The sequence below is a fragment of the Actinoplanes sp. NPDC023801 genome, assembly GCF_040639655.1.
Taxonomy (GTDB): Bacteria; Actinomycetota; Actinomycetes; order Mycobacteriales; family Micromonosporaceae; genus Actinoplanes.
The window spans coordinates 1-25,264 of the sequence record NZ_JBFAAI010000017.1 but is presented as its reverse complement, the minus strand read 5'-3'; the positions used below and the strand labels follow the sequence as shown (position 1 = coordinate 25,264).

The 25,264-nt window shown below is 72.3% G+C and carries 21 protein-coding genes; 10 read left to right on the top strand and 11 right to left on the bottom strand.

The window, feature by feature from the left end:
• Nucleotides 1-84: 84 nt before the first annotated feature.
• The 3 genes from AB0G04_RS27375 to AB0G04_RS27365 are packed head-to-tail and all read left to right on the top strand — an operon-like array spanning nt 85 to nt 1,964.
• The gene (locus AB0G04_RS27375) at nt 85-849 is read left to right on the top strand and encodes a lytic polysaccharide monooxygenase (protein ID WP_360988115.1); all 765 of its coding nucleotides are present in this window, start codon (nt 85-87) and stop codon (nt 847-849) included.
• Nucleotides 834-1,415: a DUF305 domain-containing protein gene (locus AB0G04_RS27370; protein ID WP_360988113.1), complete on the top strand. Its 582-nt coding sequence runs from the start codon at nt 834-836 to the stop codon at nt 1,413-1,415. Before AB0G04_RS27375 ends, AB0G04_RS27370 begins: the two co-directional genes overlap by 16 nt.
• 33 nt (nt 1,416-1,448) lie before the next feature.
• Nucleotides 1,449-1,964, top strand: coding sequence for a GNAT family N-acetyltransferase (locus AB0G04_RS27365; RefSeq protein ID WP_360988111.1), 516 nt, complete (start codon nt 1,449-1,451; stop codon nt 1,962-1,964).
• Here AB0G04_RS27365 and AB0G04_RS27360 read toward each other — a convergent pair.
• Nucleotides 1,954-2,868, bottom strand: coding sequence for a LysR family transcriptional regulator (locus tag AB0G04_RS27360; RefSeq protein ID WP_360988109.1), 915 nt, complete (start codon nt 2,866-2,868; stop codon nt 1,954-1,956). The genes AB0G04_RS27365 and AB0G04_RS27360 overlap by 11 nt on opposite strands.
• A gap of 70 nt (nt 2,869-2,938) precedes the next feature.
• On the opposite strand from AB0G04_RS27360, the gene AB0G04_RS27355 reads away from it, so the two are divergent.
• Nucleotides 2,939-3,826, top strand: a complete 888-nt coding sequence (locus tag AB0G04_RS27355; protein WP_360988107.1) for a DMT family transporter — start codon at nt 2,939-2,941, stop codon at nt 3,824-3,826.
• 280 nt (nt 3,827-4,106) lie between these two features.
• A complete protein-coding gene (locus tag AB0G04_RS27350; protein WP_360988105.1) occupies nt 4,107-5,102 on the top strand; it encodes a sulfotransferase in 996 nt (331 codons plus the stop codon).
• Here AB0G04_RS27350 and AB0G04_RS27345 read toward each other — a convergent pair whose 3' ends face one another.
• Nucleotides 5,103-5,741, bottom strand: a complete 639-nt coding sequence (locus tag AB0G04_RS27345; protein ID WP_360988103.1) for a response regulator transcription factor — start codon at nt 5,739-5,741, stop codon at nt 5,103-5,105.
• Entirely contained in the window at nt 5,738-6,904 is a 1,167-nt protein-coding gene (locus AB0G04_RS27340; protein ID WP_360988101.1) for a histidine kinase, read from the bottom strand. The genes AB0G04_RS27345 and AB0G04_RS27340 overlap by 4 nt, the downstream gene beginning before the upstream one ends.
• 141 nt (nt 6,905-7,045) lie before the next feature.
• Between AB0G04_RS27340 and AB0G04_RS27335 the strand changes: the two genes are divergently transcribed.
• The 3 genes from AB0G04_RS27335 to AB0G04_RS27325 all read left to right on the top strand — a co-directional run bounded on the left by AB0G04_RS27335 (nt 7,046) and on the right by AB0G04_RS27325 (nt 12,740).
• Nucleotides 7,046-7,813 (top strand): ABC transporter ATP-binding protein, encoded by a 768-nt coding sequence (locus tag AB0G04_RS27335; RefSeq protein WP_360988099.1) that lies wholly within the window; start codon nt 7,046-7,048, stop codon nt 7,811-7,813.
• Entirely contained in the window at nt 7,810-10,296 is a 2,487-nt protein-coding gene (locus AB0G04_RS27330) for an FtsX-like permease family protein (protein WP_360988098.1), read from the top strand. The genes AB0G04_RS27335 and AB0G04_RS27330 overlap by 4 nt, the downstream gene beginning before the upstream one ends.
• A 134-nt stretch (nt 10,297-10,430) precedes the next feature.
• Nucleotides 10,431-12,740 (top strand): N-acetylmuramoyl-L-alanine amidase, encoded by a 2,310-nt coding sequence (locus AB0G04_RS27325; protein WP_360988096.1) that lies wholly within the window; start codon nt 10,431-10,433, stop codon nt 12,738-12,740.
• A 4-nt stretch (nt 12,741-12,744) separates the two neighbouring features.
• On the opposite strand, the gene AB0G04_RS27320 is transcribed toward AB0G04_RS27325, so the two are convergent.
• The 8 genes from AB0G04_RS27320 to AB0G04_RS27285 form a co-directional block, all read right to left on the bottom strand.
• Nucleotides 12,745-14,733 carry a response regulator gene (locus AB0G04_RS27320; protein ID WP_360988094.1) on the bottom strand — a complete coding sequence of 663 codons (1,989 nt, stop codon included), beginning with the start codon at nt 14,731-14,733 and terminating at the stop codon, nt 12,745-12,747.
• Nucleotides 14,730-15,791 (bottom strand): chemotaxis-specific protein-glutamate methyltransferase CheB, encoded by a 1,062-nt coding sequence (gene cheB / locus AB0G04_RS27315; protein WP_360988092.1) that lies wholly within the window; start codon nt 15,789-15,791, stop codon nt 14,730-14,732. The genes AB0G04_RS27320 and cheB overlap by 4 nt, the downstream gene beginning before the upstream one ends.
• Nucleotides 15,788-17,860, bottom strand: coding sequence for a response regulator (locus tag AB0G04_RS27310; protein ID WP_360988090.1), 2,073 nt, complete (start codon nt 17,858-17,860; stop codon nt 15,788-15,790). Before AB0G04_RS27310 ends, cheB begins: the two co-directional genes overlap by 4 nt.
• Entirely contained in the window at nt 17,860-19,329 is a 1,470-nt protein-coding gene (locus AB0G04_RS27305; RefSeq protein WP_360988088.1) for a methyl-accepting chemotaxis protein, read from the bottom strand. The genes AB0G04_RS27310 and AB0G04_RS27305 overlap by 1 nt, the downstream gene beginning before the upstream one ends.
• A complete protein-coding gene (locus AB0G04_RS27300; RefSeq protein ID WP_360988086.1) occupies nt 19,326-19,865 on the bottom strand; it encodes a chemotaxis protein CheW in 540 nt (179 codons plus the stop codon). The genes AB0G04_RS27305 and AB0G04_RS27300 overlap by 4 nt, the downstream gene beginning before the upstream one ends.
• The gene (locus tag AB0G04_RS27295) at nt 19,862-21,238 is read right to left on the bottom strand and encodes a CheR family methyltransferase (protein WP_360988084.1); all 1,377 of its coding nucleotides are present in this window, start codon (nt 21,236-21,238) and stop codon (nt 19,862-19,864) included. Before AB0G04_RS27295 ends, AB0G04_RS27300 begins: the two co-directional genes overlap by 4 nt.
• A complete protein-coding gene (locus AB0G04_RS27290; protein WP_360988082.1) occupies nt 21,235-21,732 on the bottom strand; it encodes a chemotaxis protein CheW in 498 nt (165 codons plus the stop codon). Before AB0G04_RS27290 ends, AB0G04_RS27295 begins: the two co-directional genes overlap by 4 nt.
• Nucleotides 21,733-21,822: 90 nt before the next feature.
• Nucleotides 21,823-23,208 carry an acyltransferase gene (locus AB0G04_RS27285; RefSeq protein ID WP_360988080.1) on the bottom strand — a complete coding sequence of 462 codons (1,386 nt, stop codon included), beginning with the start codon at nt 23,206-23,208 and terminating at the stop codon, nt 21,823-21,825.
• Between the two features lie 170 nt (nt 23,209-23,378).
• On the opposite strand from AB0G04_RS27285, the gene AB0G04_RS27280 reads away from it, so the two are divergent.
• Nucleotides 23,379-24,191 carry a CAP domain-containing protein gene (locus tag AB0G04_RS27280; protein ID WP_360988078.1) on the top strand — a complete coding sequence of 271 codons (813 nt, stop codon included), beginning with the start codon at nt 23,379-23,381 and terminating at the stop codon, nt 24,189-24,191.
• Between the two features lie 168 nt (nt 24,192-24,359).
• Nucleotides 24,360-25,073: a L,D-transpeptidase family protein gene (locus tag AB0G04_RS27275; protein ID WP_360988435.1), complete on the top strand. Its 714-nt coding sequence runs from the start codon at nt 24,360-24,362 to the stop codon at nt 25,071-25,073.
• Nucleotides 25,074-25,264 lie beyond the last annotated feature (191 nt).

The window sequence follows — 25,264 nt, the reverse complement described above, 5'->3', positions numbered from 1 at the left end:
CTAAAGATTCCTTAACAGTCTTTACTGTTAGGACTCTTTAATTTACGTTGATGAACACGCAGCCCCCTCTGCAAGGAGCAATGCATGCGACGCAGGTTCACCCTTCCCGCGCTCACCGTCGCAGCGGTCGGCGGTTCCCTCCTCGTGGCCGCTTCCCCGGCGTCCGCGCACGGTTACATCTCGTCCCCGCCCAGCCGCCAGGCCAACTGTGCCAGCGGCGCGGTCGCCGGCTGCGGTGACATCGTCTACGAGCCGCAGAGTGTCGAGACCCCGAAGGGTTCGACGCAGTGCAACGGCGGCGGCAGCCGGTTCACCGTCCTCAACGACAACTCCAAGAACTGGCCCGCCGCGAACGTCGGGTCCAGTGTCACCTTCAACTGGGTGATCACCGCCCGGCACCGGACCGCGACGTGGGAATACTTCATCGGCAACAGGCTGGTGGCGTCCTTCAACGACAACGGTGCCCAGCCGGGGGCCACCAAGCAGCACACCGTCAACTTCGCCGGCTACACCGGCCGGCAGACCGTGCTGGCGCGGTGGAACATCACCGACACGGTCAACGCGTTCTACTCGTGCGTGGACCTGAACTTCGGCGGGGCCACCAACCCGACGCCCACCCCCACCACCCCGAGCCCGACGCCGACCACCCCGGCACCGACCACGCCGACCCCGACGCCGACCACCCCGGCACCGACCAACCCGGGTTCGACCACGTGGGCGGCCGGTAAGGCGTACAAGGCGGGGGACCGGGTGACCTACAACGGAGCCTCCTACCAGTGCCGGCAGGCGCACACCGCGCTGGCCGGCTGGGAACCCCCGTACACCGCGGCGCTGTGGGCCGCCGTCTAGCAGGATCGGGCGGTCCGGCCTTCCGGGCCGCCCTCTCCCTGCTGCTGCTGTGCGTGCTCACCGCGTGCGGCGGTTCGCCGGAGCCCGCATCGCGGGCCGCGGCCTTCAACGACACCGACGTCATGTTCCTGCAGATGGGTCTGGCGCAGATCATCGAGGGCGACCGGGTGGCCGAGATGGCCGAGAGCCGGGCGTCCAACCCGGAGATCAAGGCGGTCGCCACCGAACTGCGCGGCCAGTGGCGTACCGAGCGGGATTCCATGCGCGGCTGGCTGGAGCAGTGGAAACGGCCGCTGGAGGCGGACCCGTCGGCCGGGCTGCACGCCGGGCACGGCGACCTGCACTCGCTGCGCGAGGAGGACTTCACCGGGCTGAGCGCGTTCCGGGGTGCCGAGTTCGACCGGGCCGCGGTGGCGCTGCTGCTCGGCAATCTGCACAACGCGATGGAGACCATCCGGATGGAGACGGCCGGTGGCTCGTACCCGCAAGCCGTCGATCTGGCCGAACGCATGACCGAGGCGCGGCAGAGCCAGATCCAGCGCCTGCTCGCGCTGGCGGCCGGATGAAAAACGGCTGGACCGGGTGGGTACGGTCGGCGCATGCCAGAGTTGATCGCACCGACCGCCCGCCTGCACGCCTCCTGGATCGAGTCGCGTGACGAGTGGGGCCGGGACGTCCACCAGGACGGCGCCGGCCTGCGTGAGGGTGACGAGGTCGATTCACCCGAGGGGTTCGGGGCGTGGGTCGCGGGGCTGAACGCGGCCGAGCTCGAGCCGCCGGACGGCTGGGTGCCGTGCTCGTTCCGCTGGATCGTGGAGGGCGACCAGTACCTCGGCGCGATCGCTCTGCGTCACGAGCTGAACGACTTCCTGCTGGAGGCGGGTGGTCACATCGGTTACGGCGTGCGGCCGTCGGCGCGCCGCCGGGGACTGGCCTCCTGGGCGCTCGGCGCCATCCTGCCCGAGGCCCGCGAACGCGGCCTGGACCGGGTGCTGGTGACCTGCAACGTGACGAACACGGCCTCGGCCCGCATCATCGAGCGCCACGGCGGTGTCCTGGAGGACGTCCGCGTCACCGGGCTGGGCACTCTCAAGCGGTACTGGATCACCCTGTAGTCAGCGGCGTCGCGGGCAGCGCCTGCACGGTCTCGCGCAGCATGGTGAGCAGGTCGGCGACCAGCGGATCGGTGCGCCGCCGCCGCGCGATGGCGGCGCCCACGTAACGGCACGGACCGGGCGGGAGGAGCCGGGCGGCGGTGAGCCCGGAGGTGTCGGCGGTGAGCGCCACCTCGGGGATCATCGAGATGCCGATGCCGGCCCGGACCAGCGACTGCGCGAACTGGTAATCGGTGCCCCGGCAGGCGGTGACGACGTCGAACCCGGCGAGCGCCGCGTAGTGCTCGATCATCTCGGCCACCGACAGGCAGCCCTGCACCCAGCGTTCGCCGGACAGTTCGGTGAGGGCCAGCGCGGTGCGCCCGGCGTAGCGGTGCCCGGCCGGCAGCACGATCCACATCGGGTCGTCGAGCAGTGGCGTCCACTCCACGCCGGGCGGGATCGCCGGCACGCCGTCGTAGTGGTAGACCAGTGCCAGGTCGGCGGCCCCGGACCGGACCAGCGGCAGGCTGGCCTCGGGTTCGCTCTCGATGACGGTGAGTTCGACGCCGGGCCGCTGGGCGGTGAACCGGGTGAGCGCGTGCGGCAGGATGCGCTGCCCGCCGCTGGTGAAGGTGGCCACGGTGAGCCGCTCGGTGCGGGTGGACAGGCGGGCGATCTCACGCTCGGCGCTGAGCAGTTCGGCGGCGATGGCGGTGGCCGCCTCGGTGAGGACCCGGCCGGCCTCGGTGAGTTCCACGCCGCGGGTGCTGCGCCGCACGACGGGGGTGCCGACGGCTCGTTCCAGGGCGCTGATCTGCTGGGAGACCGCCGACGGGGTGAGCCGCAGTTCGGCGGCCGCGCGGTTGAGGCTGCCCTGGCGGGCGACCTCGATGAGTACCTGCAGGCGACGCGGGTCGATCATCAGTTTCCCTTAACACGGCATCAGTAGGTGGCCACTTCCGCTTACTACCGTACGGGCTCAGGCTGTAGCGGTGAATCGTCTGGCTTGGCTTCTGTTCGTGCTCTGCTCGTTCCTCTGGGGCATCCCGTACTTCCTCATCAAGATCGCCATCGAGGACCTGTCGCCGGTGCTCGTGGTGGCCGGCCGCACCGCCGTCGCGGCCGTCGTGCTGCTCCCGTTCGCCCTGATGCGCGGCACTCTCGGGGCGCTGCGCGGGCGGATGCGTGTGGTCGCGCTGCTCTCCGCCGTGCACATCGTCGGACCGTTCCTGCTGATCACCTACGGCGAGCAGCACATCACCTCGTCACTGACCGGCATCCTGATCGCGATCGAGCCGGTCGTCATCGCGCTGCTGCTGTCGCGCACCGAGCCGATCACCCCGGTACGGCTGACCGGTCTGTTCATCGGGTTCGCCGGGGTGGTGGTGCTGGTCGGGGTGGACCTGTCCGGTGACCGGTGGGGCCTGCTGGGAGCCGCCATGGTGCTGCTCGCCGCGATCAGTTACGCGGTCGCCACGATGATCGTGCAGCGGCACGCCGCCGACCTGCCGCCGGACTCGCTGACCGTCGGGACCACGGTGATCACCACGCTGGTGCTGCTGCCGGTCGCCCTGTTCCACCTCCCGGCCGAGCCGGTGGGCGCGGACTCGTGGGGCGCGCTGGCGGTCCTCGGGGTGTTCTGCACGGCGATCGCGCTGCTTGCTTTCTACAAGTTGATCGCGCTGGCCGGGTCGAACCGGGCCGGACTGATCACCTATGTCAACCCGGTCGTCGCCGTACTGCTCGGAGTGGCGCTGCTGCACGAGCCGATCGGGCGGGGCACGCTTGCCGGTTTCGCGCTGGTGGTCGCCGGTTGCTGGTTCGCCACCCGGCCGGTCGTACGGCGTACCGAGGAAAAGGTCCTGGAGCTCGCGCGGTGAGCTGACCGAAAAACGGGGAGGCCGGTCCGCATGGGGGACCGGCCTCCCGATTTGATCGGCTCTGACCAGGTCCTTTGTATAACGGTACGGGAACCTTCATGACCCATTCAGAAAAAGTCCCAGTCAACTCACAGCGAGTGAACAGCTGGCACCTCTTGGATGCACAGAGTTTTTGCGAAATCTTTGCGGAGTCTTCAAGATCGTAGGGAAGACCTGGAAAGGAGCGACATGACAGCGCTGGGGACGACAAACCCCCCGGGGTGCTTCTACGGTGGTCGGCATGTCCTCTGACCGTCCGATCTTCGTCGTCGGCTGTCCCCGGTCCGGTACGACGATGCTCCAGCTCATGCTGCACGCGCACCCCCGGATCGCGCTACCGCCGGAGACCCGGTTCCTCCTCGCGGCCTACCAGAAGCGCGCCGAGTTCGGCGACCTGACCGACCCGGACCGCCGTCGCGAGCTCGGCCGGTTCATCGTGGAGAGCGCCCAGTTCGAGGACCTGGGCCTGGGCAGCGAACAGACGGTGGAGGCCGTCGTGGCCGGTCCGCCGACCATCGGCTCCGCCTTCGGGATCGTCTTCCGGATGTATTCGCAACGGTTCGGCAAACCGCGCTGGGGCGACAAACGACCCCTCTACCTGCGGCACCTGCCGACCATTCTGCGGCTGTTCCCGGACGCGCAGATCATCAACATCATGCGGGACGGGCGGGACTGCGTGGCGTCGCTCAAGGAGACGCCGTGGAAACCGTCCGAGTTCGACACGCTCATCGACTACTGGACCAAGTCGGCCGACGCGTCGCTGCTGGCCGCGCGCCGCTACCCGAGGGACGTCTACTTCCAGGTGCGCTACGAGGACCTGGTCGCCGACCCGGAACCCGGTCTGCGCCGGATGTGCGAGTTCCTCGAGGAGGACTACGACCCGGCCATGAGTACGCCGAACAAGCTGGCCTCGGTCGCCGTGCCGGAGTACAAGACGTGGCACACGCTGACCCACAAGGCGCCCACCACCGAGCGGATCCAGAGCTGGCGCACCCGGCTCAGCGAGGAGGAACTGCGCCGGTGCGAGGAGACGTTCGGCGACCGGCTCGCCCTGTTCGGCTACGAGCCGTCGGTGCCCGTGCCGCGCAGCACCCGGATGCGCTCGGGCGCCCGGCTGATCGCCCGGCACCGGCTCGGCCCGGCCAGGCAGGCAGCCCGCAACCTCTTCCGGCCCGCCGAACCGGCCGAGCCGCCGGTCGCCGCACTGCTCACCAAGGGGCAGCTGCGCAGCCGCTGATCAGCTGACCAGGCGCCGCTCCCAGGCCCACGCGGCGATCTCGACCCGGTTCCGGGTCCCGAGCTTGGCGTGGATGCTGCCGAGATGAGTCTTCACGGTGCCGACCGAGATGAACAACTCGCCGGCGATCTCGGCGTTGGTCTGACCGCGGGCGGTCAGCCGGACCACCTCGAGCTCACGGGGGGACAGTCCGCCGTCACCGCCCGCGGGCGCCGGCGCCGACAGGTGCTGCAGCAGCCGCACCGTGATCGACGGGCTGATCAGCGCATCCCCGGAGGCGGCCGCCCGGACCGCCTCCACCAGCAGCGCCGGCCCGGAGTCCTTGAGCAGGAAACCGGCCGCGCCGCCCAGCAGGGCCTCGTGCACGTACTCGTCCAGGTCGAACGTGGTCACCACGACCACCTTGACCGGGTCGGGCACCTCCGGGCCGGCCAGCAGCCGCAACGCCTGCAGCCCGTCCATCCGCGGCATCCGGATGTCCATCAGCGCCACGTCCGGCTTGAGCCGGCGCGCCTCGGCGACCGCCTCCACCCCGTCGGCGGCCTCACCGACGACCTCCATGTCCGGCTGCGCCCCGATGATCATCCCGAACCCGGTGCGGACCATGGCCTGGTCGTCGGCGATGAGAACCCTTATCAAGACTCGCTCCACTCCAGCGGTAACACGGCGTCGACCACCCATCCGCCGGCGATGCCCGGCCCGGCGGTGATCCGCCCGCCCACGGCGCGGACCCGTTCGGCGAGGCCGACGAGACCGTACCCCGGTCGGTGCGGGACGGCAGGCGTACGGGTGGCGGGTCCGTCGTTGGTCACCCGGACCATCAGATGCGCGGGCGTACGGGCGAGCCGGACCTCCACCGACGACGCCTCCGGAGCATGCTGCCGGATGTTCGTGAGAGCCTCCATCACCACCCGGTAGGCCGACGTCGACACCTCCACCGGCAGCGCCGTCACGTCCCCGTCCGCGTACAGTCCGGCCGGCGGTCCACCGGCGGCGGTGAACTGCCCGATCAGCGTCTCCAGGTCGGACACCCCGGCGACCGGGGCGAGCGGCGCGTCCGGCCGCGACTCCGGGTCACGCAGCACGCCGACCATCCGCCGCATCGACGCCATCGTCTCGGCGCCGGCCCGCTCGATCTGCTCCAGCGCGAGCAGCACCCGTTTCGGGTCCTGCTCGGCGATGAAGCGGGCACCCTGTGCCTGCACCACGATGCCGGTCACGTGGTGGGCGATGAAGTCGTGCAGATCGCGGGCGAACTCGGCGCGCTGCTCGGCCCGGACCGCGTCGACCGCCCGCTGCCGGTTGCCCTCCAGCGTCCGCAGGTAGACGCCGACACCGATGGCGGCCGCCCCGGCCAGGGCCTGGATCAGCCCGAACACCACCCCCTGGGCGCCCGGCAGGCCGGTCCGCAGCGGGGCCGCGGCCACCGCCGTCAGCAGCACCGCCACCGCCGGGACCGCCCATGCCGCCTGGCCCCGTCGGGACACCACCATCAGCACCCCGAGCAGCGCCGCCGACTCGGCCAGCCCCCACAGCGACTGCGCCGGCGTACCCACGAACAGGACCGCGGTCAGCAACAGCGAGTGCACGCCGAGCACGATCCCGGCCCGCGGCAGGAACACCGAGTCCTGCCGGTGCGCCGGAAGCCAGACCGCGGCCGCGGCGACCGCCGAGGCCACCCGCCACAGCGCGATCTCCACCGAATCCGAGGCCAGGCCGCCCTGAACATCGAGGATGCCGAGGAAGGCCAGCGCGAAGAAAGCGGCGAGCTGGCCCAGGCGGAGCAGGGCGAGGTTCATCATCGTCACCCAGCGTAGGCGCGCCGGAGTCCCCCTCCATCGGCCGAAAGTTAGACCCGCATCCCCGACAGCGGGCCGATGCGCCCGGTTGCGTAGATCGACCAGTATCCGACGGGTCCGATTCACAGCCAACTGGGAGCATTCATGCAGAGGCAGTCCTCACCCGTCACCGGGCGCGAGAGCCAGGCGGCCGTCGCGGCGGTCGGCCTGGTGAAGGTGTACGGCGCCGGCGACACCGCGGTCCGGGCGCTCGACGGCGTCACCGTGGGCTTCGAACGCGGCCGGTTCACCGCCATCATGGGCCCCTCCGGCTCCGGCAAGTCCACGCTCATGCACTGCCTCGCCGGACTCGACACCGCCACCTCCGGTCAGGTGCTGCTCGGCGGCACCGACCTCAGCACCCAGCCGGACCGGGTACTCACCAAGGCCCGCCGCGAGCGGATCGGTTTCGTGTTCCAGTCCTTCAACCTGCTGCCGCAGCTCACCGCGGCCGCCAACATCACGCTGCCGCTCGACCTGGCCGGCCGCAAACCCGAGCCCGAGTTCCAGGACCGGCTGATCACCACGCTGGGCCTGTCCGGCCGGCTCGGCCACCTGCCGGCCGAGCTCTCCGGCGGCCAGCAGCAGCGGATCGCGCTGGCCCGTGCCCTGGTCTCCCGGCCCGAGGTGGTCTTCGCCGACGAGCCGACCGGCAACCTCGACTCGAGGTCCGGCGCCGAGGTGCTCGGACTGCTCCGCGACTCGGCCCGGAACCTGGGACAGACCATCGTCATGGTCACCCACGACCCGGGGGCCGCCGCGTACGCCGACCGGGTCGTCATGCTCGCCGACGGCCGTCTCGCCGGTGAGGTCCACGACCCGGACATCGCCTCGGTCACCGACGCACTGCAGAACCTGGCGGCCGGTCGATGAACACGATCCTGCGCACTCAGCTCGCCGGCGCCGGCAAGCGGCCGGCCCGGATGCTGCTCACCGGTCTCGCGGTGCTCGTCGCCTCGTTCGTGGTCTACGCGACCGTGCTGGCCCAGCAGATCACCGAACGCAGCGTGCTCAACGGGCTCAGCGGCACCCCGGAGGCCACCGACCTGGTGGTACGGGGCGGTGAGGTCACCACGGGGGACCTCACCGCGATCGGGAGACTGCCCGGAGTCGCCGAGACGGTGGCCCGCGCTGAGAACGGCATCCCGCTCGGCGCCGGCTACCTGGTCATCGCCACCGACCCGGGCAGCGGGCCGCTGAGCACCGTCAAGGTCACCGAGGGGCGCTTCCCGGCGGCGACCGGCGAGGTGGCGGTCACGCCCCGGACCGTGGAGCGGATGGACCTGCCGGTCGGCTCGACGATTCCGGTGAAACCCGAGGGCGGCAAGCCGGGCACCCTCACCGTGGTCGGCGTGGTGCAGCCCCGCGACGACGTCGGCTTCCTGGCGTACGGCTCGCTCGACACCCTGGACGCGGCGACCGGCCACGCGTTCATCGACCGGCTCGAGGTCCGGCTCGACCCCGGCGCCGACGCCCGCGCTGTACGGGACGGCATCGCGCCGCTGGTGGCCGGTGAGAGCCCGGCCGAGTTCGTCACCGGCTCCGAGGCCCGGCACGAGGAGGCGCGTGCGGCCGCCGCCGAGGTCGAGCAGCTCTTCATCGTGGTGCGCGTGTTCGTGGCGGTCGCCGTGGCCGCGGCCGGGCTGATCGCCGCCTCCACCTTCCGGATCGTCTTCGCCCAGCGGATGCGGCAGCTCGCCCTGCTCCGCGCGGTCGGCGCCGGCCGGGGCGCGCTGGCCCGGGCACTCGCCGCCGAGGGGGCACTCACCGGCCTGCTCGCCGGGACCACCGGGGTGCTCGGCGCGCTGGCCCTCGGTCACCCGCTTCCGCCGGCTGTGTCGCTGTTCGGCCTGGAGCTGTCCGGCCCCGGCCTCCCACTGATCGAAGCGGCCGGAACCGTGCTGCTGGCCGTCGTGATCACTGTCCTGGCCGTTCTGGCGCCGGCGTTCTCCGCGGCCCGGGTCGCGCCCCTGGAGGCGCTGCGGTCGGCCGCCACCTCCGGCGCCAAGCAGGGCATCGGGTGGTTCCGGGCGGTCGTCGGCCTGCTTTTCGCCGTGGCCGCCGCGGGAATGGCCGGCCTGGTTTGGCGGAACCTGCCCGCACCGGACGAGCAGGACTATCCGGCCGAGACGATGATGCTGAGCGTGGTCGGCTCCGGCTTTCTCGCCTTCATCGCGCTGATCGCGCTCGGCCCGGTACTGGTCCGGCCGATCCTCGCGATAGCCGGCCGCCCGTTGCGGATGCTCGGCCCGGTCGGCCGGCTCGCCGTCGGCGGGGTCGGCGGCAGCACCCGGCGCGCCGCGGCCGTGTCGGTGGTGGTCGCGCTGGGCGTCACCCTGATCACCGGGGTGCTGGTCGGCGGTGACTCGATCCGGGTGCTGGCCAACCGGGAGGCGGTGGCGTCGGCGCCGGCAGACTTCCAGGTGGAGGGCGCACCGGGCAGCGCGCTGCCGGCCGGTCTCGCCGACAGGGCCGCGCGCAGTCCCGAGGTGACCCGGGTCGTCGCCTACCGGCGGGTTCCCGAGGTCAAGGTCGGCGACATGGAGGGCGGCACGGCCACCGACCTCTCGACGGCGGCGCTGCCGCGGCTCTCTGAGCTGGACGTCAGATCCGGGTCGGTGGCCGGGCTCGCCCCCGGGCGGGCGGTCGCCGCCGGGTACCTGGAACTGCGCACCGGCGACCAGGTCACCGTCTCGGCCAAGGGCAAGCAGGTACGGGTGACGATCGCCGCGGTCCTCGGCGGTTCCACTCCGCTGCGCACCGAGATCCTGCTCGATCCGGCCGACCTGACGGCCCTGGGCGCGCCCGTCGCACCGACCGGTGTCCTCGCCGATGCCGCCACCGCCGGGGAGGACGGCCGCACCAGCGCGCTGCGGGCACTGCAAGGTGTGACCGGCGCCGGTTCGGACGTGCGCGTCGAGGTCCTCGCCGACCAGCGTGACCAGGTCGACAGCGCGCTCGCGGTGCTGATGACGATCGCCCTGGCGCTGATCAGCCTGACGGTGCTGATCGCGATCGTCGGGGTGGGCGCGACCACGGCACTGTCGGTCGTCGAACGGGCCCGGGAGTCCGGTCTGCTGCGCGCGGTCGGGATGTCGCGGGGCGGCCTGCGCGGGATGCTCACCACCGAGTCCGCCCTGTACGGCCTGATCGGCGCCGTGCTCGGGGTCGCGCTGGGTGTTCCGTACGCCTGGCTCGCCGTCTCCGCGATCGGCCTGAACGCGCCGCTCACCCTGCCGGTGTGGCAACTGGTGGCGGTCTTCGTCCTCCTCGTGGCCCTGACCGCGCTGGCCGGCGTGATGCCGGCCCGCAAAGCGGCCCGGGTGAGCCCCGTGACGGCGCTCGGCACCGACTGAGAGCCGCCCGGCCGGTTCCGGAGATCCCGGAACCGGCCGTGGCCGCCCTCCGCGCCAGTCAGGGCCAACACGGGCGGTGACCGTCCGGTAAGGTCGCGTCCTCAAGACTGTCGATCACCGCGGGGGACACGGGGATGCAGCGCAAGCTGGCGATCGGTATCGGCACGGCGGTCGCCGTGCTCGCGGCGGGGGGCGGCGTGGCCGTCCTGACCTGGCCGTCCGGAACCACACCGGCGGAGGCCGCACCCGTGGTCACGCCCACCGAGCTGCCGCCGGACTCCAGCCCCGAGCCGCCGCGGATCCGGACCGAGCTGACCAGCCTCGACCTGACCGCCACCGGTGGCCGGACGGAGATCGCGCAGCGGGCCACCAAACGGTTCAGCCTGCTCGGCATCAGCTGGTCGGACCCGGCCGCGGAACCGGACGGCACCATCGAGGTGCGTACCCGCAGCGTGGCCTCCGGCACATGGACCGGCTGGCAGGAGCTGGAAAAATCGGACACCGGCCCGGACGGCGCCGAGGCGTCCCGGTCCGGCCGGCGGGGCGCCACCGAACCGCTCTGGGCCGGCCCCTCCGACGGGGTGGCCGTCCGGATCGCCGGGAAGCAGAACGGCCTTCCGGCCGGCCTGCGGCTCGACCTGATCGATCCGGGCACGGAGAAGACCGGCGGCCGCGGTGCCGGAGAGCCCTCACCCAGCGCCTCGACCGGGCCCTCGGCCTCGCCGTCACCGGAACCGGCGACCGCGGCGCCCGAGGGCGGGGAACCGATCGAGGGCGACGGTCCGGTCGAGGACGTCACCGAGGAGCCGGTCGCCGAGCCCACGGTCACCGAGGAGACCCCCGCCCCGGTTGCGGAGGACCCGGCCGCCGGCGCCGACTCGGTGATCCAGCCGGTGGCGACCGCACAGGCCACGTCCACCGGGCCGGTCCCGGAACCGACCTCGACGGTGCCGGTGAAGGCGCAGTTCCCGGGCTACTTCACCCGCAAGGCGTGGAGCGCCGACGAGACCATCGTCGGCAGCGTCACCGACGCCAAGGTGGTCAACGCCGTCTGGGTGCACCACACCGGCACCACCAACGACTACGAGTGCTCCGAGTCGGCGGCGATCGTGCGCAGCATCCAGAGCAACGACGTCAAGGTGAAGGGCCTGGCCGACCTGGGCTACAACTACATGGTCGACAAGTGCGGGCGGCTCTTCGAGGGACGCCGGGGCGGCGTGGAGAACGCCATCGTCCCCGCCGCCACGGTCGGCTTCAACACCGGCTACGCCGCGATCGCGGTCATCGGCAACTTCGAGACCGAGCCGTCCAACGCGGCGATCGAGACGATCCTCGCCCAGGTCGGTGCCGCGCGCCTGGGCAAGTACGGCTTCAACCCGGCCGGCCGGGCGACGTTCGCGGCCGGTGTGGCCAACGACAAGCTGCCCAAGGGCGCGAAGATCACGGTGCCGCGCCTGGCCGGGCACCGCGAGGCCGACGCGACGGTGTGCCCCGGCGCCAAACTCGACGCCCGTCTCCCCGCCATCCGCGCCAGGTCGCAGCAGATGGTCACCGGGATGACGCTCACCAAGGTCGCGGGCGGCGGTTACTCCGGCGGTGCCTACTACGTGAAGAACGCCGCCTGGCTCACCTGGGCGGTTGCCAACACCGCGACCGACATCGACCGGTTCGAGATCCACCTCGACGGCAAGGTGGTGAGCACCCTGCCCGGCACCGCGACCGGCGCGAAGGTGAACATTCCGGCCGGGGCGCACACCGTCACCGTCCTGGCCGTGCACACTGCCGGCACCACCGCACGGGTCGGCGTGACCGTCCACGGCGACATCACCGCGCCGGCGTACCGCGGCGTGCTGCCCCTCGACCTGACCACCGGCACCTACAGCACCACGGCGGTACCGGTCCGGCTGGGCTTCACCGGCACCGACAACCTCAAACTCGCCGGGTACGCGGTGAGCCGCCCCCGGGCCGCGAACCTCGGGCCGGTCGGCAGCTGGAACACCACGGTCAAGCCCGGCGCCGCCACCTGGACCGTCACCGCGCGGGACATGGCCGGCAACACCCGGGCCGCCTCGATGTCCCGCACCGTGGTGCTGTCCGCCGAGACCTCCGCCAGGAAGAGCGGCACCTGGAGCTCCCGGGCGGGCAAGTCGTACCTCGGCGGGAAGGCCCTCGCGTCGACGAGGAAGAACGCGAAGCTCACCTACACGTTCACCGGCCGGTCGGCGGCGCTGCTCTTCTCGCGGGGGACGAAGACCGGCAAGGCGTACGTCTACCTCGACGGCCGGAAGGTCGCCACGATCGACACCCGGTCCGGGGCCACGAAGTACCGCCAGGCGCTGTGGGTGTCGGCCACGTCGGTCAAGAAGCACACCGTCGTGGTCGTGGTGGCCGGCACTTCCGGGCGCCCGACCGTGGTCTCCGACGGGCTCGCCTACATCCGGTGACCCGTCACCCGGACCGGCGTGGACCTCCGCGCCGATCCGGGCCGGTGAAGCCGGCGGCCGGTGGCAGCGTGAACCAGAACGTCGCGCCCCGGCCCTCCTCGCTCTCCGCCCAGATCTCGCCGCCGTGCCGTTCCACCGCCCGGTGCACCGTCGTCAGCCCGATGCCGGTGCCCGGGAAGTCGCGGGCGTCATGCAGCCGGGCGAACGGCCGGAACAGCTGGTCGGCCTGGTCGGGCGGGAAGCCGGCACCGTTGTCGCGCACGTAGAAGCGGTCACCCTCGGCGCCCACCTCGACGACCGGGTCGGCGACCTTGTGGCTGAACTTCACCGCATTGTTGATCAGGTTCTCCAGGATCACCCGGACCAGGCCCTCGTCGGCGTCGGCGGTCATCTCCTCCCGTACCGCGAAGGTGACCTCCCGTTCCAGGTCGCGGGCCGCGACGTCGCCGATCACCTGGCGGGCCGTCGCCGTCATGTCGAACCGGTCGCGCCGCAGCTCGCCGCGGCTCGCGTGGGCCAGGATCAGCAGCGACTCGATCAGGTCGGCCATCCGCATCGCCGCCGCGTGCACCCGGGTGAGACGGTGGCGGGTCTTCTCGCCGAGCGGCTCCTCGTCCTCCTCCAGCATGTGTTCGGCGAAGCTGCTGATCACCTGCAGCGGTCCGCGCAGGTCGTGGGAGACCGAACCGGAGAACGCCTCCAGCTCCCGGTTGCGCCATTCCAGCTCCTCGACCAGCGCGGCCCGCGTCTCGGCCAGCTGCCGGGCGGCCCGTTCCTCGGCCGCGTCCAGTTCCCGGCGCATCAGCTCCTCACGGATCCGCCGGGCGTCGTCGTGCGACTGCTTGCGGCGGATCTGGGCGCGTACGTGCACCCGCAGCCCTTCCGGCACGTCGGTGTCGCGCACGTAGTCGTCGGCGCCGGCCGCCAGGCAGTCGAGCATCAGTTCCTCGGCGCCGGTCATCACCACCGGCAGATCCCCGACCAGCGGCACCTCACGCAGCCGCCGGCAGTCCTCACGGGCCCGATCGAGGTCGTCGTCGATGCTGATCACGATGCAGTCGACCGGCTGCGCGGCGAGCAGGTCGAGGGTGTCGTCGATGCCGGAGGCCTGCACCACGTCGTAACCGTCGGTGCGCAGCGCGTCGGCCCAGTGGTCCATCCGATGCCGGTCGGAGCTGACCATCAGCACCTTGCCCGGCCCGTGCGGCCCGCCGAGCGCCTCGATCGGCAGCTGCTCGGCGCTCTGCCGCAGCACCGCGGCCAGTTTCGCCAGCACCACCGCCAGGTCCTGGTGCTTGCGTACGAACGCGTCGGCGCCGGCGTCGAGCATCTGCATCTCGGTCGCGTAGTCGTCGGCCGCGGTCATCAGCAGGCAGGGGGTGTCGCGCAGGGCCGGGTCCAGGCGGATCCGGCGGATCACGGTGGCGCCGTCGATGCCCGGCATCACCCCGTCGACGATCACCGCGTTCGGCCGGCGGTCGGCGGCCATCCGCAGGCCCTCCTCGCCGCCGGGGGCGGTCAGCACCGCGTAACCCTCGGGTTCCAGCAGGTCGCGCAGCTGCTCCCGGAAGGTCATGCTGTCGTCGATCACCAGGATCGTGGTGCGGTCCGCGGACCGGTCCGGGGACTCACCGAGCAGCTGCCGGGTACGCGCCACCACGTATCCGGCGTCGTAGGGTTTACCCACGTACTCGTCGGCGCCGATACGCAACCCGGCCAGCCGGTCGGTGATCTCGCTCTCGCTGGACAGCAGCATCGTCACCACGCCGCCGCGCGTGGGGTTCTGCCGCAGCTCGGTGAGCAGTTCCAGGCCGTCGGCGTCGGGCAGCAGCACGTCCAGCACCGCGGCGTCGAACGTCGCCTCGCTGAACGCGGTCCGCGCCTCGGCCCCGGTGGCACACAGGATGGTGGCGAACCCGTCGTCGGAGAACGCCTCGTGCAGGTCCATCCGCACGGTCAGGCTGTCGTCCACGATCAGCACGGTCGGCGTCATCGGCGTACCGCCGCGGAGTGCAGTTCGGCCAGATGGGAGGCCATCCGGCCGGGCGGCAGCACGTGCATGGCCGCACCGAGCAGCGCCGCCTCCCGCGGCATGCCGTAGACGGTGCAGCTGCCCTCGTCCTGGGCGAACGTGATCGCGCCGCGGCTGCGCATCTGCAGCAGCCCGGCCGCGCCGTCGCGGCCCATCCCGGTGAGCAGGCAGCCCGCCGCGTTCGGCCCGAACTCCTCGGCCACCGATTCGAACAGCACGTCCACCGACGGCCGGCAGGAGTGCCGGGGCGGTCCGGCACTGAGCCGGAGCAGGCCGTCGCGGACGAACAGATGCCGGTCGGGCGGTGCCAGCACGACCCGCCCGGCGCCGCGCGCGACCGGGGCGCCGTCGACGGCGTAGCGGACGTCGCGGCCGGTCTGCCCGGCCAGCCAGTCGGAGAACGCGACCGCGAACTGTTCGCTTGCCGCGATGTGCTGCACCGCCAGCACCGGGGCCGGAAAACTGGGCGGCAGGCCGCGCAGCAATTCGGTGAGGGCGGCCGGTCCGCCGGTGGAGGCTCCGACCGTGACGACGTTCAGCCGCCCGGTCGCCGGCAGCGGTACGTGTACCGGCGCCGGCGGGGCAGCGGTGACCCGGCGGTCCAGCCGGGCCCGGGGATGCGTGATCACCCGGATCCGGGCGACCATCCGCACCGAGGTACGCAGCCGCACAGCCCAGTCGGCGTCCGAGTCGTCACCGCGTGGCTTCTCCATCACGTCCACCGCACCCGCGGCCAGGGCGTTGTACGTGCTGAACAGCTCCTCCCGGTCGGCCGACGACACCACCAGGATCGGGGTCGGATGCTCCGCCATGATCTGTTCGGTCGCGGCCAGCCCGCTGATCCCCGGCAGCATCATGTCCATCGTGATCACGTCGGGGCGGAGGCGCCCGGCCAGCAGCACGGCACGTTCCCCGTCGACGGCCTCGCCGACGATCTCGAGCTGCGGATCCGCGGTGATCGCCTCCCGCAGGTGGTGGCGCATGGTCGCGGAGTCCTCGACGATCAGGACCCTCGTCATGACCGCACCACCAGCCGCCTGATGTGCCCCAGCAGCTGTTCCTGGTCGAACTCGCCCTTGACGACGTAGGCGCTGGCCCCGGCCGCCCGCCCGCGGTCCCGGTCGGCGGCACTGGACCGGGAGCTGACCAGGATCGCCGGTACGCCGGCCAGTTCCGGGTCGGCGCGGGTCCGCTCGACGAAGGTGAACCCGTCGATGCCGGGCATGTCGATGTCGGTGAGGAACAGGCCGTACGCGCGGGCCGCGGCCTTCTCCAGACCCTCCTCGGCGGACGCGGCCAGGTCCACCTCGTACCCGGCCGACTCGAGGATGCTGCGTTCCAGCATCCGGGTGGTCAGCGAGTCGTCGATGACGAGGATCGGCAGCGGCTCGGCCACGGGCGCGGCGGACGGCCGGGCGCCGCCGAGGTGGCTGCGCAGCACCTCGTCGGCCAGTCCCAGCGGATCGAGCACCAGCCGGGGGTTGCCGTCCGCGTCCACCGCGACGCTGCCGATCACCGGCGTGGCCGGGGCCAGCTCCGGCAGCGGCCGGGCCACCAGCGCCGACGTGCCGGCCAGCCGGTCCACGCCGATCGCGTAGACACCCTTGTCGCCGGCGATCACCACGGCGGCACCGATCCCGGGGGAGTCCGGCACGGTGGAACCGGTGTAGAGGGCCTCGGCGAGCGGCAGGAACGGGGCGGCAGTGTCCTCGTGGACCAGCCGGCCGCTCGAGGCGGCGGTCGCGGCCTCCTCGGCGCTGAGCCGCACGCAGGCCCGGACCGCGTCCAGGGGCAGGGTCGCCACCGTGCCACCGGCCTCGACGATCAGCCCGGTCATCGCCAGCAGCGCCAGCGGGATGATCAACTCCACCGTGGCGCCCTGACGGGGCACGGTGCGGACCACGACCTCACCGTGCAACTGGGCGGCGACCTCGCGGACGGCGTCCATGCCGATGCCCCGCCCGGACACCTCGGTCACCGACGGCGAGGTGCTGATCCCGCCCTTGAGCACGAGTTGCAGCAGCTCGTCGGCGTCCGGTGGCCGTCCGCCGCCGGGCAGCAGACCGCGTGCCTCCGCGGTACTGCGCAGCGCCTCCAGGTCGAAGCCGCGCCCGTCGTCGGAACACCGGAACACCGCGAACCGGCCGCGCCGCTCCACCTCGAGAGTGACCGTGCCCTCAGCCGGTTTGCCGGCCGCCAGCCGGACGTCCTCCGGCTCGATGCCGTGCACCACCGCGTTGCGCACCACGTGCAGGAAAGCGCCACTGACCGGCCCGAGCAGGTGCGCGCCCATCCGGATCGCCGTGCCGCGGGCGACGAACCGGACCCGCTTGCCCTCGCCGTCGGCGGCGTCCCGGACCGCCCGGCGCAGCACGGTGAACACCGTGCCGGCCGGCACCAGCCGCAGCCCTTCCGCTTTGGCCCGGACGTCGTCGAGCTCGCGTTCGAGCTGGTCGACCGCATCGGTGAACCGCCGGCCCGCCGACCCGAGCTCCCCGGCGAGCCGTTCCGCCGCGGCCCGGGCCGCCGCCGTGTCGCCGGTCGGGGACAGCCGCAGCTGGTCGGCGAGGGTCGTGGCGGATCGGTGCAGCCTGTCCACGGTGGTGGCGCCGGTGCGCAACGGTGCCATCCGGGCGTTGGCCTCACCGATGGCGTCCAGCAGTTCGTCGAGGTCCTGAGTGGACGACCGGTGGGTGGCGGCCTCGGCCTGCTCCGGTTCGCGGTCGGCTGCCCGCTCCGGTGGACTCGCCGGCGTCCGCTGCGGTTCCGGGGGCTTCTCGAGCGCGGAGACGTACGCCGCGATCTCGTCGTTGAGGCGCAGCAGCTCCCGCATCTCGCCGGCGGCCAGCGACCCCTCGTCGGTCCGGTGCGGGACCAGGATCTCCTCGAACGCGTGCGCCCGGTCGGCGATGTCCTTCTGCCGGACCACCCGGGCCGCGCCCTTGAGCGTGTGCGCGAACCGCAGCAGCCGGGCCACCGGCTCGGGCCCGGCCTGCTGGTCGAGGTCGAGCACCCCGGCAGTGATCTGGTCGATGAGTTCGCGTGCCTCGATCCGGAAGTAGCGCAGCGGATCCCGGCCCTCGGCCATCAGTGACGCCCGGTGCCGACCATCTCCAGCAGGTCACTGGAGAGTGCCGAGAGGTGGGCGGCGGTCTGTTTGGTCTGCACCGCGCTCGCCTCGGTCTCCCGGGACACCCGGGCGGTGTCCGAGGCGGCCACGTTGACCTGTTCGACCGCGGTGGTCTGCTGCTTGGTGGAGAGCTCGATCTCCCGGGTCGCGTCGTTGGTGGTGGCGACCAGCTGGACGATCGCCCGGAACGAGTTGGTGGCGTCGTCGAACTGCCGGGCTCCGGCGTCGACCGCCTTGGCGCCGATCTCGGTGGCCATCACCGTGGTGTTGACCGCGCCCCGGACATCCTCGATCAGCGTCCGTATCTCCTTGGCCGACGCGGCAGTGCGGTCGGCGAGTTTGCGGATCTCCTCGGCCACCACCGCGAACCGCCGGCCCCACTCACCGGCGCCGCTGGCCTCGATGGTGGCGTTGATGGCCAGGATGTTGGTCTGTTCGGCCAGTTCCGACACCAGATCCACCACCTGTCCGATCTGCTGCGACTTCTCGCCGAGCGCGAGCATGTGCTGGACGATCTGGTCTACCTGGGAACGGATCGTGGTGATCGAGTTGCGGGTCTGGTCGATGGTGGCGTCCCCGGTGCGGGCGGCAGCCTCGGTGTCCTCGGCCACCTTCGACACCCGCTGAGCGGTCTCGGCGATCTGCCGGGAGGTGATCAGCAGCTCGCTGATCGTCGTGGTGATCTCGCTCATCGCGCTGGCCTGGTCGCGGCCACCGTTGACCTGCTGGGCGGCGGCCGCCTCCAGCTGCGCCGACGAGCTCTGGATGTGCCCGACGGCGGCGCCCACCTCGCGCTTGAGGTCACGGCTCAGCCGCCAGGCCACCACGAGCGCGCTCAGCGTGGTGAGCACACCCAGGCCGATGACCAGTCCGATCGCCTGCTTGCCCCGCGTCGAGGACTCCTGCCGGGCGGCGGTGACGTCGTCGCGGACCCGTACGATCAGATCCGCCAGCCCCTGCTGCAACTGGCGGCGAATCGGCACCACCTGCACGTCGTTCATCCGGGTGATGGCGGGGATGTCGTCGTTGCGGGCGCGTTCGGCCATCATCGCCGCGCTGGCCGCGGCGTGCTTCTCGTTCAGGCCGGCGATGTCCTCCAGCATCTCCTTGGAATTGGGGTCGTCGATGCCCCGGCGCAGCTCCTCGAGCATGCGGTTGAACGCCTGGTGGTGCTCGTCGGTCAGGCGGGCGTTCTCGGCCGCACCGTCCAGCAGGTAGGCCCGGTAGTCGGCGATCCGCATCTCCATGATCCGGCTCAACTTCTCGGCGCCGGCCAGGTCGTCGGTCGCCGACGTGATGGCCGCGTCCTTGGCGGTGACCACGACGGCCAGCCCGGCGACCGAAGTGACGATGGTCAGCAGGGTGAACAGGACGGTGATGGCGACACCGATCGCCAGCTTCCCGCCGTAGGTGCGTCCGGCCTTCATCGGGTCTCCTCGGGAACGGGCCGGTGTCCGGCCAGCTGATGAACGAGCGCGCGGGTGGCCGGTACGTCCACGATCGGCCGGTCGCCGTCCGGCAGCCGGACCATCCCGCGCAGGCAACCCTGCCGTTCGACGTCGGCCGAGCCGCCGATCACGTCGGCGACCGGAACCCGCAGGTGCCGGTCCAGTTCGTGGAAGGCGAGCGCCAGCGGCGGTTCACCGGCGGTGAGCAGCAGCCATCGCGGCCGTTGCGGGACCGGGTGGGCCAGCAGGCCGGCCAGGTCGTAGACGGGGACCACGGTGCCGGCGAACCCGGCCACGCCGAGCAGCGCCCGGACCGAGGTGGGCAGCGCGGTCACCGGCCGGTCCGGGTGCACACCGGAGGACTGGTCCAGGCGGATGGCGTACGGCCGATCGCCGGCCCGCACCGCGAGCAGCTGCACGGTCTCGCCGTCGAGGACGCGGGCGGGTTCGGCGAAGGACCGGTCGAAGTCTTCGCGGAGCCGGGCCACCCGGTCGGCCACGCTCAGCCGGCTCACCGACGGGCCCCGCAGGCGTCCAGCTCGGTACGGCACAGCATGGTCAGCGCGAGCCTCCCGAACCCGCCGCCGAACAGCACGATCCGGTCGTCGTTCTCACCGGGCAGCAGTTCCAGCGCGGCCGCGAGATGCTGGGCCGCCCCCCGGTCGTCGCCGCGCCGCCGGGCCAGCAGTCCCATCCGCAGCCGCGGCATCGCGAAGCGGGGGTCCAGATAGGCGGCCAGCCGGTACTGCCCGACGGCCTGTTCGGCGCAGTCCAGCTCGTGGCAGACCCCGAGCAGATGGTGCGCGTCGGCCTGCGGCCCACCGGCGTGCAGCAGCCGGTGTGCGGTGTCGCGGGCCTCGTCGACCCGTCCCACTTGGGCCAGCAGTACCCCGCGGGGCAGCGAGTCGTGGGTGCCGATCGCGATCAGGGCCTCGGCGAACCGGTCCTCGCTCATCAGCCCGAGCGCCCGCTGCAGGGAGTCGGTCCCGGCCGGCGGCCGGGGCGTGGTGGCGATGACCGGGGCCGGCACGGTCCGCCGTGGTGACGGAGCGGGCCCGGGCGGCGGGGGCTGGGTCCGCCGCCGGTAGTAGACGGTCCCGTCGGCGTGACACACCTCGAGGCCGTCCGGCCGGCTGCCCAGCGAGTCGGTGTGCCCGAGGAAGAGGAACCCGCCGTCGGTGAGGGCGCGGGTCATCCGCCGGATCAGGTCGGCCCGCACCTCCTCGGTCAGGTACATCAGCAGGTTGCGGCAGAAGATGACGTCGTAGCGGGCCGGATGCCACAGCTGCGGGTCGTCGGTGGCGACGTTGTGCTCGACGAACCGGACCACCGGCAGGATCTCGCCGGCCACCCGGAAACCGTCGGCGGTGCGCTCGAACCAGCGCCGGATCACGTCCTCGGAGGTCTCCCGCAGCGACCATGGCGAGTACTCGGCGGCACGGGCCCGGCGCAGCATGTCGCGGTTGGCGTCGACACCGGTCACCGACACGATCCAGTCCGGGCCGGGGCGGGCCCGGATCGCCGCGATGGCCAGCGAGTACGCCTCCTCGCCGGACGAGCAGCCGACCGAGAACAGCCGCAGGACCCGCTGCCCGGCCCGTGCCTCGACGAGTTCCGGCAGTACCCGGTCGCTCAGCACCCGGAACTGGTCGGAGTGCCGGAAGAAGTACGTCTCGGTGATGCTCAGCGCCCGCGCCAGTTCGGCGGTCTCGGCGGTCCACCGGCGGCCGGCCAGCCGGTCCAGGTACTCCCGGTGGCCGAGGCCGTGCGCCTTGGCCCGGGCGGCCAGCACGTCGGCGGTCTGCCCGAGGTCGTGGTCGGCGAACGTCCAGCCGAGCCGGCTCTGCAGGAGCTCCCGGAACCGGGTCAGGGACGCCGCGCTGATCATGACGGGGCCTCCGGGGGTGCCGCACCGGCTGCCTCCCACACCTCGTCCGGTACCGCGGCGATGCCGTGCAGGAGCAGCAGTGGTTCGGTGCCGACCGTCCCGACGGCGGCGATCAGCGCCCCGGAGACGCCGGCCAGCAGCGCGGCCGGGCCCTCCGGCGGTTGCACGTGCACCAGCCGTACGCCGAGCACCGGACCGGTGGCGCAGACGACCGGCCCGCGTCCGGCACGGACCGCGACGTACCGGTCGACGGCCGCCTCGACACCGGTCAGCAGGCGCGTCATGTCGATCACCGGGGCCGGGGCGCCGCGCAGGATGGTCAGGCCGCGGACGTACGGTGGGGTGCCGGCGAGCGGCCGGGTCGCCAGCGGGCGCATGGTCTCGATGACCTCGCTGAGTGGCAGAGCGCAGTAGAACGGACCGGCGCGGAAGACCAGCGCGGCGACTCCGACGTCCAGCGCCGGAGCCAGTGCACCGCCCTGCTGCCCCCCCACTGCCTCAGGCTAACCACCGTTTTGCGAGCTTCGCTCGCTTTCAGGCATTCACGGCATACCGCGGTACGCCGGCCCGGCGGCCAGGCCTGTTCAAGGTGTTTCGTCCGGCCCGGTGAAGCGCAGCGGCAGCGGGTGGGCGTCCGGCTGCGCGGGCGGCGCGAAGCCGGCCCAGGGAGCACCGTGCCGCCCCGGCCGCGGCACACCGGGCCCGGCCGCCGGCCGGCGGCCCGCCACCGGCATGTCCCCGGCGAGCCGGTGCGACGTGATGCGCTGGGTGGCCACCTCACGGCCGGGCATCGCGGGCCGTGGAATCTCGGGCCAGCCCGCCGGGAGCCGGTCACCCGCCCGCGGTGCCGGTGCCGGTGTGATCCCGGGCCGCGGAAGCTCCGCCCCGCCGGCCGCCGCCGGCCGCGGATCGGGCGGGGCGAGCCCGGTCGCGGCATCGTCCACGACCGGCCACAGTCGCGGCCGCCGCCGGGCCGCCAGGTCCTCGGCCCATCCGAACAGTGCCACCGGCACCGCGGTCAGTGCGACGGCCACCACCAGGGCCGCCGGCTCCTCGAACCGGCCGAGGCCGTCCAGGCCGGTCCGCTCCATGACCGGCCGGGCAGCGGCGATCGCCGCCCCGTGCCACAGACAGATCGTCACGGCCCGGGAGTTGAGCCCGGACACCAGTTTCGCCACCGGGGGCAGCACCGGCGGACCGGGTGCGGGCTCCCAGCGCAGCAGGAGCAGCACCGCGCCGAGCGAGTAGACGGCCTGCGCCCCGGGCGCCTCGCCGAGATCCCAGCCGGTCCCGGCGGGCCCCCGGGCGAGCCAGTACAGGCCGAGGCCGCCGAGTGCCAGAGCCGCGAGGACGGTCAGAGCCGGGTGCAGCCGGCGCAGCCGCCCGTCCCGGTGCGCGAAGCCGGCCAGCCAGCACGCCCCGAAGGTGGTCAGGTCCCGGCACGCCGACTCGATAGCGGCCGGCATGCCGGAATCGCCGCTTTCCAGAAGTGCCATGCCGACAAGTGGCACCGCCAGCAGCGGCCACCCGACTCGTCGGAACAGCGGGTACAGCAGCGGGGACAGCAGGACGAACCACAGATACGTGCGGACGTACCGGAGCACCTCCCCGGCGAAGGCGGCCTTTTCGCCGGCCGGTGGGTCGCCCAGCGGCAGCAGCCAGAAACCGAAGTCGGCCGGCCGGAACGGGTGCTGCCCGCCGGGCTCGCCGGACCACCCGGACCACAGCATCGCCGGAACCGCCACCAGGCCGAACAGCCACACCGGGGGGAGTAGCCGGCGCAGGCGCGAGGTGACGACCCGGCCGGCCGGGCGGCGCTCCAGCGAGGCGGCGGTCAGCGAACCGGCGACCGCGAACATCACCCCCGTCGCGGGGAACACCACGGCCAGCCAGGCCCAGCCGAAGTGGTGGTACACGACGACCCGGACGATCGCGGCGGCACGAAGTGTGTCCAGGTATCGGTTGCGCACCGCGAAACCGTAGCGACGGCCCGTCCTCGTCCGGGACCTCCGGCCGGGCGGCGAATACGCCTGTGTGGATTACCCCGATAGGCGGAAGAACGCCGGAATCCGGTGCGCTTGTGCGATGTCCGTGATCCGGTCCGCGTTGCGTTTCCGCTGGCCGTCCCGTTGGTCTACCGGTGAGCGCCCCGGAACGGCCGGGGCGCGGTGCGAACAAGGAGATCGACGGCGACATGCGGAAACCTCTGGTAGTGCTCGGCCTGGCTGCCGTGACGCTGGTGGCGGGTGGTTGCACCGCTCGTGCTCTGGCGCACGAGCCACCGGACACACCGGACCTCACGGCAACGGCGGATCACCGGCGGCTGTACGGGGACCCGGGGCTGCTCAGCCCTCCGGACGACCCGGCCGCGGGGTGGGGCGGCGTATCCGTCCGGCCGGTGGCGCAGGCGCCCGCCCGTACCGCCGCCGCACCGTCGTCGTCCACCGAGGAGCCCGACATGCGGCAGCCCGCGCGCCGCGCCGCCGAGGCCGGGAACGACGGTGACCCGATCGCCGCGTCGCGTACCGCGATCACCGCAGCCTCGGTGTCGCCCGGCGTGCAGGCGCCGGTGCAGCAGCAGGTGCTCGCGCTGGTGAACCGGAACCGGCGGGAGGCCGGCTGCGACCCGATCAGCCTGGACCGGCGGCTGGTCGAGGCGGCCAACCGGCACGCCGCCGACATGGCCCGGCGCGACTACTTCGACCACGAGTCGCCGGGCGGCGCCCGGGCCGGTGAGCGGGTGACCGATGCCGGCTACGTGTGGCGGCGTTACGGCGAGAACATCGCCAAGGGCCAGGAGAGCCCGTACGAGGTGATGACCGATTGGATGAACAGCCCCGGCCACCGGGAGAACATCGTGGACTGCCGGCTCGACCAGATGGGCGTCGGACTGGCGCTGGCCGCCGACCGGACGCCCTACTGGGTGCAGGACTTCGCGACTCCCCGTAGCTGAATCACCTCAAGCCGGTGCACCCGGGTGCCGATGGCATACCGGTTTCGTGTCACCGGTCCGCCCGGGCCTCCACAGGTGGGACGGCTGTGCTTCGATGTGCGGACCAATCAGTCCTGGGGAGGAACTTTGGCAAGGGGACGGGTTTCCGCTCGCCTCGCCGGCGCCACGATGGCGGCGCTGGTGGGTGGCGGTCTCGGCGCTGTCGCGCTGACGCCGGCGAGCGCCGGTGCGTCCGCGCCGGTGGCCGCGGCAGTGAGCACCACGGTGGTCACCAAGGCAGCTGCCGCGTCGTGTGCGACCGGCAAGTACCAGAAGCAGGTCGAGGGCTACCTGAAGCGGCTGGGCGGCTACGGCACGGTGACGGTCGACGGCAAGCAGTCGCCTGCCGACTGTGCCGCGATCGTCAAGTTCCAGAAGCGCTTCGGGATCCAGCCGGCCAAGGGCCTGGCCGGTCCCACGACCTTCGACGTCGCCAAGCGACTGGCGGCGACGAAGACGGGGGCCTGCAAGGCCAAGAAGACGGGCATCACCTTCTGCGTCGACCTGACCAACCAGACGACGTGGGTGATGAAGAACGGCAAGGTGTTCGTCACTCCGACGATCACCCGTACCGGGTACAAGGGTTACCGGACCCCGGCGGGCACCTTCAAGATCAACAAGCGGACGAAGAAGGAGTGGTCCGACCCGTACGAGGTGTGGCTGCCCTACTGGCAGCGCTTCATCGGCGGGCGGGGCTTCCACCAGACCACGACCTACATCCACGACAAGTGGCGCGGGTCGCACGGCTGCGTGAACCTCCTCGAGTCGGACGCCAAGAAGTACTGGAGCATCGGCAAGATCGGCATGACGGTGAAGGTCATCGGGCGTCGCCCCGGCACCTGATCCACCTGTGCGAACCAACGAGCGGGCCGCCCCGGACAGGGGCGGCCCGCTCGCTGTTCTTCCGGGGCTGTGCGGTGCTGCTGTCTCAGCGCAGCCGAGACAGCCATCCGTGTCTTTCTGACGCCCGTGCCGTGCGTGAAAATCGGGGGTGGTCACCCGCTCACGTCGTCTCCGCTTGGTGCTTCGAGCCC

What these genes read in the sequence shown, in the direction of transcription:
- AB0G04_RS27375 (WP_360988115.1), top strand. Translation starts at nt 85, where the DNA reads ATGCGACGCAGGTTCACCCTTCCCGCGCTCACCGTCGCAGCGGTCGGC.
- AB0G04_RS27365 (WP_360988111.1), top strand. Translation starts at nt 1,449, where the DNA reads ATGCCAGAGTTGATCGCACCGACCGCCCGCCTGCACGCCTCCTGGATC.
- AB0G04_RS27360 (WP_360988109.1), bottom strand. Translation starts at nt 2,868, where the DNA reads ATGATCGACCCGCGTCGCCTGCAGGTACTCATCGAGGTCGCCCGCCAG.
- AB0G04_RS27350 (WP_360988105.1), top strand. Translation starts at nt 4,107, where the DNA reads ATGTCCTCTGACCGTCCGATCTTCGTCGTCGGCTGTCCCCGGTCCGGT.
- AB0G04_RS27340 (WP_360988101.1), bottom strand. Translation starts at nt 6,904, where the DNA reads ATGATGAACCTCGCCCTGCTCCGCCTGGGCCAGCTCGCCGCTTTCTTC.
- AB0G04_RS27335 (WP_360988099.1), top strand. Translation starts at nt 7,046, where the DNA reads ATGCAGAGGCAGTCCTCACCCGTCACCGGGCGCGAGAGCCAGGCGGCC.
- AB0G04_RS27330 (WP_360988098.1), top strand. Translation starts at nt 7,810, where the DNA reads ATGAACACGATCCTGCGCACTCAGCTCGCCGGCGCCGGCAAGCGGCCG.
- AB0G04_RS27325 (WP_360988096.1), top strand. Translation starts at nt 10,431, where the DNA reads ATGCAGCGCAAGCTGGCGATCGGTATCGGCACGGCGGTCGCCGTGCTC.
- AB0G04_RS27320 (WP_360988094.1), bottom strand. Translation starts at nt 14,733, where the DNA reads ATGACGCCGACCGTGCTGATCGTGGACGACAGCCTGACCGTGCGGATG.
- cheB (WP_360988092.1), bottom strand. Translation starts at nt 15,791, where the DNA reads ATGACGAGGGTCCTGATCGTCGAGGACTCCGCGACCATGCGCCACCAC.
- AB0G04_RS27310 (WP_360988090.1), bottom strand. Translation starts at nt 17,860, where the DNA reads ATGGCCGAGGGCCGGGATCCGCTGCGCTACTTCCGGATCGAGGCACGC.
- AB0G04_RS27305 (WP_360988088.1), bottom strand. Translation starts at nt 19,329, where the DNA reads ATGAAGGCCGGACGCACCTACGGCGGGAAGCTGGCGATCGGTGTCGCC.
- AB0G04_RS27295 (WP_360988084.1), bottom strand. Translation starts at nt 21,238, where the DNA reads ATGATCAGCGCGGCGTCCCTGACCCGGTTCCGGGAGCTCCTGCAGAGC.
- AB0G04_RS27275 (WP_360988435.1), top strand. Translation starts at nt 24,360, where the DNA reads ATGGCGGCGCTGGTGGGTGGCGGTCTCGGCGCTGTCGCGCTGACGCCG.